This is a genomic window from Nocardia suismassiliense (genome assembly GCF_900269665.1).
Taxonomy (GTDB): domain Bacteria; phylum Actinomycetota; class Actinomycetes; order Mycobacteriales; family Mycobacteriaceae; genus Nocardia; species Nocardia suismassiliense.
This window is the reverse complement of the sequence record NZ_LT985361.1, coordinates 2,373,839-2,390,252: the sequence shown is the minus strand read 5'-3', so window position 1 is coordinate 2,390,252 and position 16,414 is coordinate 2,373,839. Positions and strand designations below refer to the sequence as shown.

Sequence of the window (16,414 nt, the reverse complement as noted above, 5' to 3'; positions counted from 1 at the left end):
TATCGAGTCGGCTGCGGACCGCTGGCAGTTAGTGGCTGCTCGCGGAGTCGCCGCCGGAAGTAGAACCGCCGGAGGTCGATCCGCCGGAAGTGCTGCCCGAAGAAGTATCGGAGGTGCTGCCGCTGGTCGATGTGCCGCTGGAGGTTCCACCCGATGTGGTGCCGCTGGATGTGCTGCCGCCCGAGGAGGTTTCGCCGGAAGTGCTGCCACCCGTCGAAGTACCGCCGGACGTGGTTCCGCCGGACGAGGTGTCGGAGGAACCGCCGGTACCGGAGGTGGTGCCACCCGAGGTTTCTCCGGAAGTCGTACCGCCGGTGCTGGACTCGCCGGAAGTGCCGCCAGAGGTGGTTCCGCCGGACGAGGTAGTTCCCGAGGTCGTGCCGCTCGTGGTTTCGGAAGGTGTTGTGCCGGTGGCGGTACCAGTGCCGGCTGTCGGACTGTTCACCGCGCCGCCGGTGGCCGGTGTGGCGGCCGGTTCCGGTACCGAGGGTGCGGGATTGGTTTGCGGCGCAGCGGGTATCGAGCCCGACGCAGGCGGTGCTACGGGTGCACCCGCGATGGGCGACACCGGATGGGCGGGGACGCCCGGAATCGAGGGCTGACCCGGCAACAGCACAGGCTTACCGAATGGCAGCGGATTGATGAAGTGGGCCGGGTCGGCGTAGGTGCCGCCGGGTCGCGTTGCGCCGCTGTGGCTTGCGAGTTCGTCGTGCGAGTCGCTCCGGGATTCCGCGATGCTCGGACCGAGCGTGCTGCTGCGCGCCACCGGGGTGATGAACAGCCCGTAAGCGGAGGGGCTCGGCGCACCGAGGCCGGCCGCGATGGCTCGCGAGGTCTTCCATCCCGCCGGTGTGGCCACCCAGGACTCGTGCTGACCGGCAGATTTGTCCGCGCTGGCGTCGTAGAGCAAGGTGTCGTTCGACGGCGTGTCGAGGCCGGGATAGTGCTCGAGCACCGGTGACGCGGCGGGACCTGCGGGACTACCGAAGACGGTCACCGCCGACATGGCAACAGCGGAAACGACAGCGGCACTGGAGAATACGGCGACACGCGGCGCATGCTCCTTACCACCGGACGCGGCAAGCGCCATGGTGCGCGCGGCCATCAGAGCGGCGCCCGCGGCGACGGTGTGACCCGGGTCGGCCGAAACGACCAGGGGGCGGCCGAGTTCGGCAAGCGTGCGGGCGACCTCGGCCGGCCGCGACGCCCCGCCGATCACCAGGATGCGGCTGATGTCGGACAGGGTGAGGTCGGCGGATCGGACGGCGGCCCGCACCACCTCGAGGGTGTCGTGCACGTGCGCGGTACGCAGGCCGTCGATGTCGACCATCGACAGCAGCGACATGGGCGTGGTCGCACCGGGACCGGTGTCATGGGCATATCGCGCGATCATCGCGCCGAGCGGCCTGCCGCCGAAGTCGTAGCAGCGCACCGGCTTTCCAACCATCGGATGGTTGTCCCAGTCGGGGCCGACCCGCACGACGGTGACGTCGAGACTCGTCCCGCCGAGGTCGTAGACGAGCACGAAGCCGGGCTCGAGCGGACCGTGCTCGCGCTCCAGCCATTCGGCGGCGGCGACCGGTTCCGGCACCAGCGCAACATCACTCGCACCGGACAGGTCGAGCGCCTGCCGCAGCAAGGACACCTGCTTGTCGGAATACATTGCCGGATAGGTGGCTACGGCACCCGCCTCGGCCGCGCTGGGTTCGGCCGCGCGCAAGCCGTTCACCACCGCCGCGACGAGGTTGGCAGGCGACCAGATGCGCCCGCCGACGATCATCGGCTCCGGATCGCGGCTCAGGTCGGCGAAATCCGTTACGGCCATGCTGAATTGCGGGATGCCGCCGATGCGCAGTCCGCCCGCGCTGTCGAACGTCACCGCGGTGCGTCGACTGCGCACGACGGGCCGGGTTCGTGCACCGGTCACCGAAGCCGTCACAGAGTTCACTGCGCCGATGCTGAAACCCAGACCTGTGGTCATATGCTATCCCGTCAACGTACCGAGACCACGTCCATCACACAGAGAACCATGTGGCCGCGGTCGTCTTCCAAACAGCCAGCACAGATTAGCTGTTGGGTTCGCTGGAAGGATGTGGAATTGACATGAACGGGCCGAGAATGGCGTGAAACGTTTAGCTCCCGACGACAATGATCCGCGTCACCTGCGCGTATGTTCACACATCAGACCGTCCAGCCCTCTCGACAAGGGTGGATTAGATACCGGGCGGTGTAATCCCGTTACCTCACAGCGATTCAGACAATGTGCCGATATCCGATCTTTCGGCGACCTCAGCCAAAGAATGACAAGTCACATTATGACACTGACCGGTCGGTAACTAAAGCATTGCCGGTTAACGCATTTCCCGCGTCGGCAGACTGCCTCGCTGAATAATGACGCGTCAACTCAACGACTGTTTCCCGCCAGCGCAGCCACTCCGCTGCGACTTGACTTACTTCCACGGCCCACCACCGAGGTGAGATCGCAAGAAGGAGAAGGGAAATGGAGGCCATGGCAACACGGTTCGCGGAGAAGGTCGTGCTGATCACCGGCGCCAGCTCGGGCGTCGGCAAGGCGGTGGCCCTGCGGGTGGCGAGCGAAGGCGCCGCCGTGGTGCTCGGTGCACGCGGTAAGGATGCGGGCGAGCAGCTGGCCGCCGAGATCCGCGCGGCCGGCGGCCGGGCAGTGTTCGTGCCGACCGACGTCACGGTGGAGGACGACGTAGCGCGGCTCACCCAGGCGGCCATCACCGAGTACGGGCGACTCGACGCCGCGTTCAACAACGCGGGAGCGGTCAACGCCTTCGGACCCATCGGCGAGATCGATGAGGCGGGCTGGCGGGCCGACCTGGAACTCAACCTGACGAGTGTGTTCTACGGACTCCGCCACCAGGTGCCCGCGCTGGTCGCCTCCGGCGGCGGCGCGATTCTGAACAACGCGTCGAACCTCGGCGTGGTCGGCATGGGGTCGGTGGCGCCGTACGTGGCGGCCAAGCACGGCGTCGTCGGACTGACCAAAGCCGTCGCACTGGAAGCCGCCGCGCAAGGTGTCCGGGTGAACGCGATCGCCTCCGGCGCGATCGACACCCCGGCATTCCGCAATTCGATGGGTGCGACACCCGAGGGCGAGGCGATGATCGCCGGACTGCACCCGCTGGGGCGGATCAGCCAGCCCGAGGAGATCGCGGCGTTCTGTGCGTACCTGCTCAGTGACGAAGCCAGCTTCATCACCGGCGCCGCGCTCGCGATCGATGGCGGATTCACCGCTCAGTAGCGTGCGAAAAGGGGGCTCGGACGGGTCGCCGCGCGCGACCCGTCCGAGCGGAAGCGGGACCGACCCGACGTGGTCCCGCTAGATCACCAGGCAAGAACTCCCACCGTTGATCCCGGTGCCGACATGCAGGGGGATGGTCTTGGAGTCGCCGTGCTGGGTGACCAGGATGGTGTGCGCACCCGTAGTCTGCGGAGTCCAGTTGGCCACATGCGTTTTCGGGTTCGGACTCCCCTCCGTGGCGGCGAACCAGACACCGTTGTCATAGAAATTCATGCCCGCACTCGAATTACCGGTAGCGACCACCTGATAGGCACAGCCGGTGCCGAACCCGTTCGTGAGACCGCCGCCCGCGATCACCACGCGAGTCCCGATCTCGGCCGACGCCTGCGGCGCGCTCAGCGCCAATCCGGCGGCGACCGCGACAGCGATCGGGACAGAGTTCCGCAGACTTCCCATCAAGTACCGACTCCTCAGGTTGCACCCAGTGACTTTTCCGCCGCCGGCACAGACCCCCGGCCACCTACATACCCCTCTATCGTTCGGCCCCACCCGCACCACCACAAGGCCCCGAAACTGGGGTCGCCGCGCACAACACCCCCAATTGCATACGCCGCGAACAAAAGCGCGCGCCGGAACCACATCGCACGGCGCAGGAGGCATCGGGCGGGCGCGTCAGCGCAGCAAAGAGCGAACGGCCAGCAGAATCAGGTGCACTACTCGCTGATCAGTCAGCATGTTTGCTCGGAGTAGCCGAGGCGCACAGATCACTGGGCGCACACACGGCCAAGTGATGGACGGCGGCACCGGCCCAGGAAGAGCTAGCACCCATGGGCCGCAAACTAATTCACGCCGCGTGGCCGAGTCGACCGGCATTACAAGTGTGGCGCACAAGCCCACCGAGCACGGTCACGCCCTCATCGCGCGACCGGTACGGCAGGGCACCATCGACGGCGGCGTTGGCGTCGATGGTGAGGCTCGTGGGACCACTCGGCCCCACGAGAGACTGTCAGGAGCGGGTCAGGAGACGGCGGACCGGGGTGCGGCGCTTGGTGGCACCAGCGGCGCGGACCGCGGGTTGACGCTGCCGGACCAAACGGTCGAATTCCGTTGCGGTGCCTGCGGGTTCGGCCAGGCGCCCGGCGTTGAAATCGTCGGCGAGTTGCTGCACCGTCTGCTGAGCGCAGGACTTGTTGGTGCCGATGAAGCCGGTCGGGCCGCGCTTGATCCAGCCGGTGACATAGGTGCCGGGAAGCACTGCGCCGCCGAGGCTTTCGAGCACGCGGCCGTCCAGGTTCGGGATCACGCTCGACGCGGCGTCGAACGGCAGGCCGGGCAGTGGCACGCCGCGGTAGCCGACCGAGGTGAGCACCAGACCCGCGTCGAGGCGTTCGGTGGCGCCGGTCGCGACCGCACGGGTGCGGCCGTCCGCGTCGGTGACGAGCTCGTTGCGGCTCACCTCGATGCCCGCGACCCGATCGGTACCGAGGATCTCGGTGGGCGAGGCGAGGTAGCGGAAGACGATGCGCTTGCGCTCGCCGAACGGCCGGTTACGCACGCTGTGCAGCAACCGCAGCTTCTGCTCGACCTGGTACGGCAGACCATCGGTCAGCTCGGGCAGGTCGCCCTCGATCGCGATGTCCACGTCGGCGCCGAGCAGACCGACGAATTCCGGCACGGTGAAGGCGGATTCGAGCGGACCGCGGCGGCCGAGGATGACCACCTCTTCGAACTTGCTCTCCCGCAACGCCCGCAGCGCGTACGGCGCGATGTCGGTGCCCGCCAACGACTCCGGATCGCTGGTGAGGATGCGCGCGACATCGAGGGCGACGTTGCCGTTGCCGACGATCACGGCGCGCTGCTGCGTCAGGTCGAAGATGCGGTCGACGTGATCGGGGTGCCCGTTGTACCAGGCGACGAAGTCGGTGGCGGAGATATTGCCCGCCAGCCCTTCACCCGGGATGTCGAGTTTGCGGTCGGCCGAAGCACCGACGGCGTAGATCACCGCGTGGAAGTGATCGAGCAGCTCCTCGTGCGAAACATGCGCGCCCACTTCGACATTCAGGTACGAACCGAAGCCCGGCTGGGCCGAGATGATGTCGAAGAGGTGGCTGACCTTGCGGGTCTTGTCGTGGTCCGGTGCGACACCGTGCCGGGCCAGCCCGTACGGCACCGGCAACCGGTCGAACACGGTCACCGATACGTCGGGCTGGGTCAGCAGCTCGTCGGCCGCGTACATCGCCGACGGACCCGACCCGACGATCGCCACCCGCAGGGGCTGGCGCTCGGTGTGGATCGCGGCTGCGGGCACCGGCTTCGCCAGCAGCGGCCGCGGCCGGCTCTGCCGGTAGAAGTTCGCGTTGATCTCGATGAACGGCTTCTGCTCATCGGTCAGCTTCTTCGATGAAACGATCGCGTCGACCGGGCACGCGGTGGCGCAGGCGCCGCAGTCGACGCAGGCCTGCGGGTCCACGTACAGCATGTCCGCGGTCAGGAAGTCCGGCTCATCCGGTGTGGGATGGATGCAGTTCACCGGGCAGGCGTACACGCAAGACGCGTCGCTGCAACAGGATTGGGTGACGATGTAGGGCACGTCAGCCGACCTTGACCGCGCGCAACGGCTCCGAACGGTAGCGAGTGGTGTGGCCGTCGATCTTGAGCAGCTTCCAGACCGCCTTGGAGATCGGGTTCATCAGGCCGATGTCCTTGGCCAGCGTGCGCACGTCACCGAAGAAGTCGCTGAACTCCTGCTTGGACTCCTTCGACCCGTAGAACAGTTCCTTGCGCACATAGTCCGGGATGTCGAACTCGCGCCAGAACGACCGCGGCGGGGTGAAGATCGAGCGGCCGAGGATGTACATGACGATCGGCATCGCGATCGACAGCACGAACTTGCTGCCCGGCTTCGCCTCCGGCACATGGATTTTCAGGAACTCGTGGGCGAAGGAGATGTGCCGCGCCTCCTCGGCGACGTGAATGGCCATCACACCGCGCATGATCGGGTGCACGTCCTCGCCGGAGCGCAGGATCGCCTTCTGGATGTGGTCGATCGGCTCCTCGCCGGCCAGCACCGCCATGAAGAACAGGTTCGGGAACAGCGCGGCCACGGGCGCGCCGAGGTACTTGAACTTGCGGACGAGCGGGCCCATACCCGGTACGTCCTCACCGATCCGGTTCACCATCTCCTGGAACATCAGGGTGTGGTTGTGCTCCTCGATCATCTCGTGGGAGCAGTAACGGAACTCGGGGGAACCGTTGGGCAGGCCGAAGTTGTGCGTCACCATGCCGCTGATCAGGATCGTCTCGAATTGCAGACCGACCTTGGCCACGTTGGCCTGGCGGTACTTGCCGATCGCGATCTTGCGCTCGTCGGACTGCGCGAGGTACCACGGGTGGCGACCCAGCGGGTCCGCAGAGGTCGGCAGGATCCACCGCTCCGGTCCCGCGTCGGGGGCGAAGTCGGGGTTGTCCCAGTCGATGTCCTCGAAGGGGTCGAAATGCTTGTTGACCGAACCTTCGGAGAGCAACAGAAGCTTCGAGGCGTACTCCTGCGCCTTCTCCAGATCGGAATCGACCGGGGGCGTCACGGCTGTAGACATCGTCGTCGCTGCCTCTCCTAGTAGAACGTTTACCTGTTTCCCATAGTTACACCTACAGGAGGTCACGTCAACCCACGAAGACACATCTGGACGAACGATCATGGGGATCCGGTGGCGGCCGCCCTCGTCACCGCCGCCACCGGATCGCCCCGTTTACCGCAGCCCGAGCTGCGCCAACCCCACGATCACCCCGTCGGCGGGCAACGCAAGCGCCATACCGACACCGGCGACGGACAACCCCGCGGCCGTCGCGACCTTGGTCAGCCGCTGCTTGGTCCGCTGTGACAGCACCAATGCCCGGGTGGCCGCCCGATGCGCGCCGCCACCGCGCCGCTTGCCGTGGTGTTTGCCCGCGGCCTCCTCGGCGGCGACGGCGGCCCGACGGCCGATGATCGCCGCACCGTCGGCGATGGTGCGCTCCGGATCGGGTGCGGTGATCACCGGCCGGGCCAGCTCGCCCGCCAGCACCTGGGCCACCTCGACCGGCCGCGCCGCGCCGCCGACTACAAGGACGCAGTCGACGTCGGCCATGGTGACGTCCGCGACGCGCAGACATCGGTAGACCAGTTCCAACGACGAGCGCACATGCTTGGTGCGTAACTCGTCCGCGGTCGTGCCGGTGACCGAACCGGAGATCGAGGCCGACGGCAATCCGTGCCCGGCCCGCGAGGCGACCAGCGCACCGAAGGCCCGGCCACCGAATTCGGCGGAACGCATCGGCTCGCCGACGATGGGATTGATCGGACAGCCCGCGCCGACCCGGACCAGCGTGACGTCGAGACTCGCGCCGCCTAGGTCATAGATCAGGGCAAGCCCCGGCATGAGCGGGCCGCGATCGGCTTCCAGCCAGGTCGCCGCCGCAATGGGTTCGGCGACCAGCGCGACGTGATGGAGACCGATGGCGTCGAGTGAGGCCCGCAGATCTTCGACGTGCGACTCGGCGTAGCGCGCCGGGTAGGTCAACGCGATGCCGACGTCGGAACCGTGCCCGTCGCAATGCGGATGGTCCAGCAGGGTTTCGGAGATGAGACTCTCGGCCACCACCGCCACCAAGTCCGCAGGCGACAACGCCCGGTGACCCACCCGCGCCGACATGATCGAACGCTGGGTGAGATCGGCGAATTCGATGATCGCGCGCCCGTGCCGCGGAATCATGCCGACCCGGGCCAGGCCCGTGCTGTCGAACGTGAGAGTTGTTCGGCGGGTGATGGATTGGGAGCGCTGGGCCCATCGGCGGCCCGGCGGCGCCTTCGCTGAACCTTCCTCCGCGAGAGCGGAAACCGTGTTCACCGTGCCGATGCTCAAACCCAGACCAACCGCCATCGCAATCCACCTGATCGCCGATCCGATTTGCTTCGAACTCCGTCCACGCAACCACTCCGCGACCCGCCTGCCAACCACCGGACACCCTGTTGTCCGCAGCCCGCCTGTTTTGGAACAGGTTGCATAGCACAAGCATCCATCCTGGTCACCTGCCCTGGACGGCGGCGAATGCGACGGCGGCCGGATCTCCCTGCGACACGCCGATATTCGCGGGTGTCCCATCCGTGTTTGCGGAGACCCACAACATCCGTGTGAACGTCGGGCACCTGGCGCGAATACACGTTCTCACATGCTGTGATAGCCCCTAACAATCGCCCGAAGTCCGGACAGGAGACCGCCGGAGGTGGATACTGTCCCGACCCGCCGGTGCGAGAAACACGAGACTCTCACCTCGACCCTCTCAGGCACCCGTCCAGAAATGGCGCTCAGCCCGTTTGCAGGGCTTGACGCCATCCACTTCCGACGGCATGAACGACGGGATTTCCTTGCGCCAGCACAAGATCAGCAACGCTTCAGCAGCCGGATGATCTACCGCGCCGGCACAGCCTGAATCGCACTGCCCCACCGCTCAGTGCGCGGGCAACTCCGGAATCCGCGTCGCCCGCGCGTAAACCGTCTCACCATCGGCCAACCGCAACGCCTCCGCGTCACCACGAGTCACCTGCGCCGCGAACAGATCACCGGTCGCCGCGTTACGCAGTTCGACCCGGACCTCGAAGCCCAGATGCACGACCCGTTCAACGGTCGCCCGGGTAACGCCTGCGGATTCGGCAGTCCCCTCGTGCTCGGCCAGCGACATACTCGGCTCCCGCCCGACCCGAATGTCGTGCGGCCGCACCAGATGTCCGTTGAGCCGCGCGACGGCACCGAGGAAGGACATCACGAATTCATTGGCCGGCCGGTCGTATACGTCCTCCGGCGTGCCGATCTGCTCGATGCGCCCCTTGTTCATCACCGCGATGCGATCGGCCACGTCCAGGGCTTCCTCCTGATCGTGCGTGACCAGCACGGTGGTCACGTGGACTTCTTCGTGCAGCCGGCGCAGCCAAGTACGCAGATCCGCACGAACTTTGGCGTCCAGCGCGCCGAACGGCTCGTCGAGCAGCAACACCTGCGGGTCCACCGCGAGCGCGCGAGCCAGCGCCATGCGCTGACGCTGACCGCCGGACAGCTGCGCCGGGTAGCGGTGCTGGAAGCCGTCGAGGCCGACGATGCCGAGCAATTCGTCTACCCGCTTGGCGATTTCGGCCTTGGGCCGCTTGCGGATCTTCAGTCCGAAGGCCACGTTGTCGCGCACGGTCATGTGCTTGAACGCGGCGTAATGCTGGAATACGAAACCGATGCCGCGTTTCTGCGGCGGCACCCTGGTCACGTTGTTGCCCGCGATCAGCACGATGCCGGAGTCGAGCGATTCGAGGCCGGCGATCGAGCGCAGCAGCGTCGATTTGCCGGAACCGGAGGGCCCGAGCAGCGCGGTCAGCTCCCCGGAGGGGATATCGATGGTGACGTCGTCGAGCGCGGCGAACGAACCGTAGTTCTTCTTCGCATTGGTCACGGTGATCATTTAGTGCCCCGCTTGCGTTCGAGGAGGGTCATCAACAGGAGTGTCACGAGGGCGAGGCCCATCAGCAGGGTCGCGGCGGAGTAGGCGCCGAAGGTGTTGTGGTCGTTGATGTATCGGCCGTGCACCAGCAGCGTCAGCGTCTGTGACTTGCCGGGTTGCGCGGACGACACCATGATCACCGCGCCGAATTCACCGAGGGCGCGGGCCACGGTGAGCACCACGCCGTAGGTGAGGCCCCAGCGGATGGCGGGCAACGTGATTCGCCAGAACGTCTGCCACCGGGTGGCGCCGAGGGTGCTGGCGGCTTGTTCCTGCTCGTCGCCGATCTCGTGCAGCACCGGCTCGACCTCACGCACCACGAACGGCAACGTGACGAAGATGGTGGCGATCACCATGCCGGGCAGGCCGAAGATCACCTTGAAGCCGGCGCTCTCCAGCCCGCCGAACCAGCCGTTGGCACCCCACAGCAGGATCAACGCGACACCGACGACCACCGGCGAGACCGCGAACGGCAGGTCGACGATGCCCTGAACCAGGGTGCGCCCCGGGAACTTTCCGCGCACCAGCGCGAGCGCGGTGAAGATGCCGAAGATGACGTTCAACGGGACCACGATCGCCACGATGATCATCGACAGCTGGAACGCCGAGATGGCCGCGGGCGTCGTGATCGAGTCGATGAACGCGCCGATGCCCTTCTCGAAAGTGCGCAGCAGAATGATGATCAGCGGCAGCACCAGCAGCACGAACAGGTAGCCCAGCGCGACGACGCGCAGCGAAATCCGGGTGGGCCAAGACAGATTCATCGGGTCTCCTGCTCCTTCCGCACGCTGCGCTCGGCGAGCAAACGCAGCACGAGCAGCGACACGAACGAGATCGCCAGCAGCGCAACCGAAACCGCGGCCGCGTTGATCGGACGATCGATCTCGATCTGCTTCTGGATGTACTGCGAGGCCATCTCGGTCTCGCGCGGGATCGCTCCGCCGATCAGCACCACCGAGCCGTACTCGCCGATGGCCCGGGCGAAGGCGAGCCCGCCGCCGGAGATCACCGCGGGAGCCAAGGTCGGTAATACGATGCGGCGGAAGGTGGTCCAGTTGTCCGCGCCGAGCGAGAGCGCGGCCTGCTCCACCTCGCGGTCGGCCTCGATGAGCACCGGCTGCACCGAGCGGACCACGAACGGCAGCGTGACGAACGCCAGCGCCACGACCAGCCCGGGCTGAGTTGCGTTGAGGTGGATGTCGATCGGGCTCTGCGGACCGTACAGGGACAGCAGCACGATGCTGGCCACGATCGTCGGCAACGCGAACGGCAGGTCAATCAAGCCGTTGACGATGCCCTTGCCCGGGAAGTCGTCGCGGACGAGCACCCAGGCGATCAGCGTGCCCATCACCACGTTGATCACCGCGACCACCACCGAGACGAGCACGGTGATGCGCAGCGAGTCCAGCGCGGCGGGCGCGGTGACCGCGTCCCAGAAGCCGGACCAGCCGTCCTCGAAGGAGGTGACGGTCAGCGCGGCCAGCGGCAGCAGCACGATGATGCTGAGCCAGAGCACCGCGGTGGCGATGCCCAGCGGGCCCACCGAGCCGGTCACGCGCAGCCAGGACCAATTCCACCGGCCGGTGTTCGGGGTACCGCCGGGAGCGGGCTTCGTGCCGATCCCGGCGGTGCTGGTGTCAGTCACAGTCGTCCAGTATCCCGTGTGCCGGAGCCGGTTACTTGGTGGCCTTGTCGTAGATCACCGCGACGGAGCCGGTGTTCGGCGTGAACAGCTCCTTGTCCACGGCCTTCCAGCCGCCCAGGTCAGCGATGGTCCACAACTTCTGCGGGGTGGGGAAATCGTTGCTGAAATCGGCCGCCACCTTCGGGTCGACCGGGCGGAAACCGGCTTGCGCCCAAGCCTTCTGGCCCTCGGGGGTGTAGAGGAAGTCACGGAAGGCGAGCGCCTTCTCCTGGTTCTTGCTCGACTTCAGCACCGCGACCGGGTTCTCGATCTTGAAGGTGACCGGCGGCACGAAGTGCTCGATCTGGTCGCCGTTGCGCTCGGAGAACAGCGCCTCGTTCTCGTAGCTGAGCAGCACGTCACCGGTGCCCTGCAGGAAGGTCTCGGTGGCCTCGCGGCCCGACTTCGGCTGCACCTTCACATGGTCCTTGGACACCAGCTGGCTCAGGTAGTCCAGACCCGCCTGCGGGTTCTTGCCGCCCTCGGACTTGGCCGCGTACGGGGCGAGCAGGTTCCACTTGGCCGAGCCGGAGCTGAACGGGTTCGGGGTGACCACCTCGATGCCCGGCTTCAGCAGGTCGTCCCAGTCCTTGATGCCCTTCGGGTTGCCCTTGCGGACCACGATCGCGACGACCGAGCCGAACGGAATTCCCTTGGTGGCGTCGGCATTCCAGTTCGTATCGACCAGGCCGGCGTCGACCAGGCGGGTGATGTCGGGCTCAACCGAGAAGTTCACCAGGTCGGCCTCGGCGCCGTCCTTGACCTTGCGGGACTGGTCGCCCGACGCGCCGTAGGAGCCGTTGATGATGACGTTCTTGCCCTTTTCGGTCTTGTTGAACTCGGCGGCGACCTTGTCGAAGCCGGGCTTGGGGACCGCGTGGGCGTAGAGGTTCAGCGTGCCGCCGCTGCCGTCCGCGCCGCCACCGCCGACCGTGTCACTGGCTCCGCCGCCGCACGCGGTGAGGGCGACCGCCGCGAACGCGGTTACTGCGGCGACAGCGGTACGTCGGCGCGGGGTGAGCCAAGATTTGCGAGACATCGGGGTGGACCTTTCCTACGGACCGCCTGCTCGGGGATCCCGAGCGGCGGAAAAGACTGCGATGGATCGGTAGACCTGCCGCCGCATCGATGCGGCTGTGGCGCGACTGTCGGCCGGGTGGGCCGCCGGGGTTCGGGGACGTCTGCGAAAAAGTTGCACGCCAGTCTACGAGGGAGGGACGCGCAGACGTGCCCGGTCGCCGATCAGCGACAGAGAATGTCGGCGACCGCGAGGTTGCCGACCGCGATCAACGCCAGTTCATGGCGGACCTGCGGGACGGCATTCGAAGACACGGGCAGACTGTAGCAGAGGCCGCGGCCTCGATTCGAATCACAGAGCTCCAGGAAGAGGGGGGTTTCATCCCATGACTACCAGCCCGGATCGTATACGCACGAGGTTTCCCGGCATCAGCACTCGCGCGTGGGAGCACCCGGCCGACCGGACCGCCTTGGTCGCGCTGCGCACGCTGTCCGGTTTCGACACCGTGCTGCGTACATTGTCCGGTTTGCTGCAAGAACGCCAGCATCGTCTTTTGTACCTGGCGACGGCGGTGCGGGTGGACGAGCGACAGTTCCGTTCGCTGCATCAATTGCGCGAGGACTGCGTCGCCGTGCTCGATGCCCGCACCACCCCGGAAATGTTCGTACTGCAGAGCCCGCAGGTGAATGCCTTCACCATCGGCATGGACCAGCCGTTCATCGTGCTGACCACCGGTCTCATCGATCTGATGGATACCGAGGAGTTGCGTTTCATCGTCGGCCACGAACTCGGTCACGCCCTGTCCGGGCACGCGGTGTACCGCACCATGCTCATGCATTTGCTGCGCATCTCCGCGAGCATCGGCTGGATGCCGGTGGGCGGCTGGGCTTTACGCGCGATCGTGGCCGCGCTGATGGAATGGAGCCGCAAGTCCGAGCTGTCCGGCGACCGGGCCGGGCTGCTGTGCGGACAGGATGTCGACGCCTCGGTGCGGGTGCACATGAAGACGGCGGGCGGCACCTGGATCAAGGAGATGAACCACGGCGCGTTCCTCGCGCAGGCCGACGATTACGAGCGGTCCGGCGATCTGCGCGACGGTGTGCTGAAACTGCTCAACCTGGAGTTGCAGAGCCACCCGTTCTCCGTGCTGCGCGCCGCCGAGCTGCGCCGGTGGATCCAGAGCGGTGAATACGACCGCATGCTCGCCGGCGACTATCCCCGGCGCGATCAGGACAAGAACACCAGTCTCACCGAGGAGATCAAGGGCGCCGCGCGCACCTACCGCACCAATTTCGACCAGTCCGAGGACCCGCTGATCCGCACCGTGCGCAACCTCGGCCGCGATGTCGGCGCCGCGGTCGGCACGGTCGGCCAAGAGGTCGGCGAGACGGTGTCCAAGATCGGCAAGCGGTTCAACGACTGGCGGACGGGCGAGCGGGAGAACTAGCCGTCGGTCGTCAGCGCGTGACGAGCCAGGCGACCACGACGAGGACGAGCAGAGCGATCAAAGCGAGCTGAACGCGCGAACGTGGCATCAGTGAGCACCGCTCTGCACGGTCGGGCGGGCGTCGACGGCGAGGTCGGCGGGCACGGTGTCGGGTACGGCGGGCAACGCCTGCTCGATGCCGTGCTTACGGTCCAGGATGCGCAGCAGGGCGCGCAGCGTGCGGTCGAGCAGGTAGGCGATGGCGAAGCTGACCGGGACCATGCCGACGAGCACGACGAGGAACTGCGGGATGAACGGGAGTCCCGCGACCCACAGCTCGAAGCTGTCCCACCATCCTGCGATCTGTTGCACGCCGTCCAGCCTAGTGGGTCCACCTGAGAGCTCGGCAAGGTCAATATTCGGTCACGGAGGCCCGCTGAGACGGCACGGCGGCGAAGACAGTGGACGTGCGGCTCGGCCGGCCCGAAGATGAGGTATGCCGTCCTCCGATGATCTCACCGTCGACGAACCGTACGACCTGCCGGTGCTCAGCTACCTGTCCGCGTCCAAGCGGCATGGCGCCTACCCACCGATCGACGACTACGCGTTCCTGTCCGACTGCGAGACCAGCTGTCTGATTGCCAGCAACGGAGCGGTCGAATGGATGTGCGTACCGCGCCCGGACTCCCCGAGCGTCTTCGGCGCGATGCTGGACCGTAGCGCGGGCCACTTCCGGATCGGTCCGTACGGCGTCAACGTGCCGGCCGCGCGTCGCTACCTGCCCGGCGGCATGATCCTGGAGACCACCTGGCAGACCGAGACCGGCTGGTTGATCGTGCGTGACGCGCTGGTGCTCGGCCCGTGGCACAACAACGACCAGCGCTCCAAGACGCACCGCCGCACCCCGATGGACTGGGATGCCGAGCACATGCTGCTGCGCACGGTGAAGTGCGTCAACGGCACGGTCGAGCTCGAAATGAGCTGTGAACCGTCGTTCGACTACCACCGTGCGGCGGGTCGCTGGGAGTACACCGGCAAGGTGTACGAGGAGGCGACCGCCATCCGCACCGACGACCCGAGTGCGGGGCCGAGCCTGGTGCTGACCACCGATCTGCGGCTCGGTCTCGAGGGCCGGGAGGCCCGCGCGCGGACCAGAATGGCGGAGGGCGATGAGAAGTTCGTCGCGTTGACTTGGTCGGAACTGCCCGCGCCCAAGACCTATGAAGACGCGGCGCAGAAGATGTGGCAGACCACCGAGAGTTGGCGGCAGTGGATCACGCTCGGCAACTTCCCGGATCACCCGTGGCGCAACTACTTACAGCGCAGTGCACTGACACTCAAGGGGCTCACCTACGCACCGACCGGCGCGCTGCTGGCCGCCGCCACCACCTCCCTTCCGGAAACCCCTGGCGGGGAACGCAATTGGGACTACCGCTACACCTGGGTGCGTGATTCCAGCTTCGCGCTGTGGGGTCTCTACACCCTCGGGCTCGACCGTGAGGCCGACGACTTCTTCGCTTTCCTACGCGACGCCACCACCGGCGACAACGGGGATGCCGTTCCGCTGCAAGTGCTTTACGGCATCGGCGGGGGACGCCCGATCACCGAGGAGACCCTCGACCACCTCAGCGGCTACGACCGCTCGCGGCCGGTGCGCATCGGCAACGCGGCGTACAACCAGGACCAGCACGACATCTGGGGCACCATGCTCGATGCCGTGTACCTGCACGTGAAATCACGCCAGCAGGTGCCGGAAACGTTGTGGCCGTTGCTGGAACGCCAGGTCCGCGCCGCCATCGCACACTGGCGCGAACCCGACCGCGGCATCTGGGAGGTGCGTGGCGAGCCACAGCATTTCACCTCGTCCAAGGTGATGTGCTGGGTCGCGCTGGACCGCGGCGCGAAACTCGCTGAGCTGCACGGCCAATACGAACACGCCACCGAGTGGTACACCATCGCCGACGAGATCAAGGCCGACATCCTCGAGCACGGCGTGAACGCCAACGGCGTCTTCACCCAGACCTACGGCGGCGACACCCTGGACGCCTCCCTGCTGCTGGCGGTACTGACCCGCTTCCTGCCGCCGGAGGACCATCGCATCCGCGCCACCGTGCTGTCCATCGCCGACCGGCTCACCGAGAACGGCCTGGTGCTGCGCTACCGCACCGAGACCACCGATGACGGATTGTCCGGCGCCGAAGGAGCTTTCACCATCTGCTCGTTCTGGCTGGTCTCCGCCTTGGTGGAGATTGGCGAGGTGCAACGCGCCAGGCATCTGTGCGAACGACTCCTCGGCTTCGCCAGCCCGCTGCGCCTCTACGCCGAGGAGATCGACCCGCGCACCGGCCGCCACCTCGGCAACTTCCCCCAGGCCTTCACCCACCTGGCCCTGATCAACGCCGTCACCCACGTGATCAGAGCCGAGGACAACCGAACGGCAGGCGGTTTCCAACCCGCCCACTCCCCCGCGAACAACCCTGGGTGACAGGGATT

At 66.7% G+C, this 16,414-nt stretch carries 14 protein-coding genes; 3 read left to right on the top strand and 11 right to left on the bottom strand.

All coding sequences use genetic code 11. The annotated features are described in order from the left end of the window. Positions 1-28 precede the first annotated feature (28 nt). Positions 29-1,948 carry an Hsp70 family protein gene (locus DBO33_RS10625; RefSeq protein WP_159080198.1) on the bottom strand — a complete coding sequence of 640 codons (1,920 nt, stop codon included), beginning with the start codon at positions 1,946-1,948 and terminating at the stop codon, positions 29-31. Between the two features lie 561 nt (positions 1,949-2,509). On the opposite strand from DBO33_RS10625, the gene DBO33_RS10620 reads away from it, so the two are divergent. Further along, the gene (locus DBO33_RS10620) at positions 2,510-3,271 is read left to right on the top strand and encodes an SDR family NAD(P)-dependent oxidoreductase (protein ID WP_107660151.1); all 762 of its coding nucleotides are present in this window, start codon (positions 2,510-2,512) and stop codon (positions 3,269-3,271) included. Positions 3,272-3,349: 78 nt separating this feature from the next. On the opposite strand, the gene DBO33_RS10615 is transcribed toward DBO33_RS10620, so the two are convergent. From DBO33_RS10615 to DBO33_RS44565, 9 genes are all read right to left on the bottom strand, one after another. Beyond that, positions 3,350-3,727 carry a hypothetical protein gene (locus tag DBO33_RS10615; RefSeq protein ID WP_107654872.1) on the bottom strand — a complete coding sequence of 126 codons (378 nt, stop codon included), beginning with the start codon at positions 3,725-3,727 and terminating at the stop codon, positions 3,350-3,352. Positions 3,728-4,277: 550 nt separating this feature from the next. After that, positions 4,278-5,861, bottom strand: a complete 1,584-nt coding sequence (locus DBO33_RS10610) for an FAD-dependent oxidoreductase (RefSeq protein ID WP_107654871.1) — start codon at positions 5,859-5,861, stop codon at positions 4,278-4,280. 1 nt (position 5,862) lies between these two features. Then, entirely contained in the window at positions 5,863-6,867 is a 1,005-nt protein-coding gene (locus tag DBO33_RS10605) for an AurF N-oxygenase family protein (RefSeq protein WP_107654870.1), read from the bottom strand. Positions 6,868-7,020: 153 nt separating this feature from the next. Continuing rightward, a complete protein-coding gene (locus DBO33_RS10600; protein WP_107654869.1) occupies positions 7,021-8,190 on the bottom strand; it encodes an Hsp70 family protein in 1,170 nt (389 codons plus the stop codon). 568 nt (positions 8,191-8,758) lie between these two features. After that, complete coding sequence (locus tag DBO33_RS10595; RefSeq protein ID WP_107654868.1) at positions 8,759-9,754, bottom strand: sulfate/molybdate ABC transporter ATP-binding protein; 996 nt, start codon at positions 9,752-9,754, stop codon at positions 8,759-8,761. After that, entirely contained in the window at positions 9,751-10,557 is an 807-nt protein-coding gene (cysW, locus tag DBO33_RS10590) for a sulfate ABC transporter permease subunit CysW (RefSeq protein WP_107654867.1), read from the bottom strand. The genes DBO33_RS10595 and cysW overlap by 4 nt, the downstream gene beginning before the upstream one ends. Beyond that, positions 10,554-11,414: a sulfate ABC transporter permease subunit CysT gene (cysT, locus tag DBO33_RS10585; RefSeq protein WP_371865778.1), complete on the bottom strand. Its 861-nt coding sequence runs from the start codon at positions 11,412-11,414 to the stop codon at positions 10,554-10,556. Before cysT ends, cysW begins: the two co-directional genes overlap by 4 nt. Positions 11,415-11,469: 55 nt before the next feature. Beyond that, positions 11,470-12,516, bottom strand: coding sequence for a sulfate ABC transporter substrate-binding protein (locus DBO33_RS10580; RefSeq protein WP_107654866.1), 1,047 nt, complete (start codon positions 12,514-12,516; stop codon positions 11,470-11,472). A 203-nt stretch (positions 12,517-12,719) separates the two neighbouring features. After that, entirely contained in the window at positions 12,720-12,809 is a 90-nt protein-coding gene (locus DBO33_RS44565; protein ID WP_324188356.1) for an Ms4533A family Cys-rich leader peptide, read from the bottom strand. 71 nt (positions 12,810-12,880) lie between these two features. Between DBO33_RS44565 and DBO33_RS10575 the strand changes: the two genes are divergently transcribed. Continuing rightward, positions 12,881-13,942, top strand: a complete 1,062-nt coding sequence (locus DBO33_RS10575; protein ID WP_107654865.1) for a M48 family metallopeptidase — start codon at positions 12,881-12,883, stop codon at positions 13,940-13,942. 87 nt (positions 13,943-14,029) lie between these two features. On the opposite strand, the gene DBO33_RS10570 is transcribed toward DBO33_RS10575, so the two are convergent. Then, a complete protein-coding gene (locus tag DBO33_RS10570; protein WP_186818725.1) occupies positions 14,030-14,293 on the bottom strand; it encodes a hypothetical protein in 264 nt (87 codons plus the stop codon). Positions 14,294-14,417: 124 nt separating this feature from the next. Here DBO33_RS10570 and DBO33_RS10565 point away from each other — a divergent pair, with 124 nt between their 5' ends. After that, positions 14,418-16,406: a glycoside hydrolase family 15 protein gene (locus tag DBO33_RS10565; protein ID WP_107654864.1), complete on the top strand. Its 1,989-nt coding sequence runs from the start codon at positions 14,418-14,420 to the stop codon at positions 16,404-16,406. Positions 16,407-16,414 lie beyond the last annotated feature (8 nt).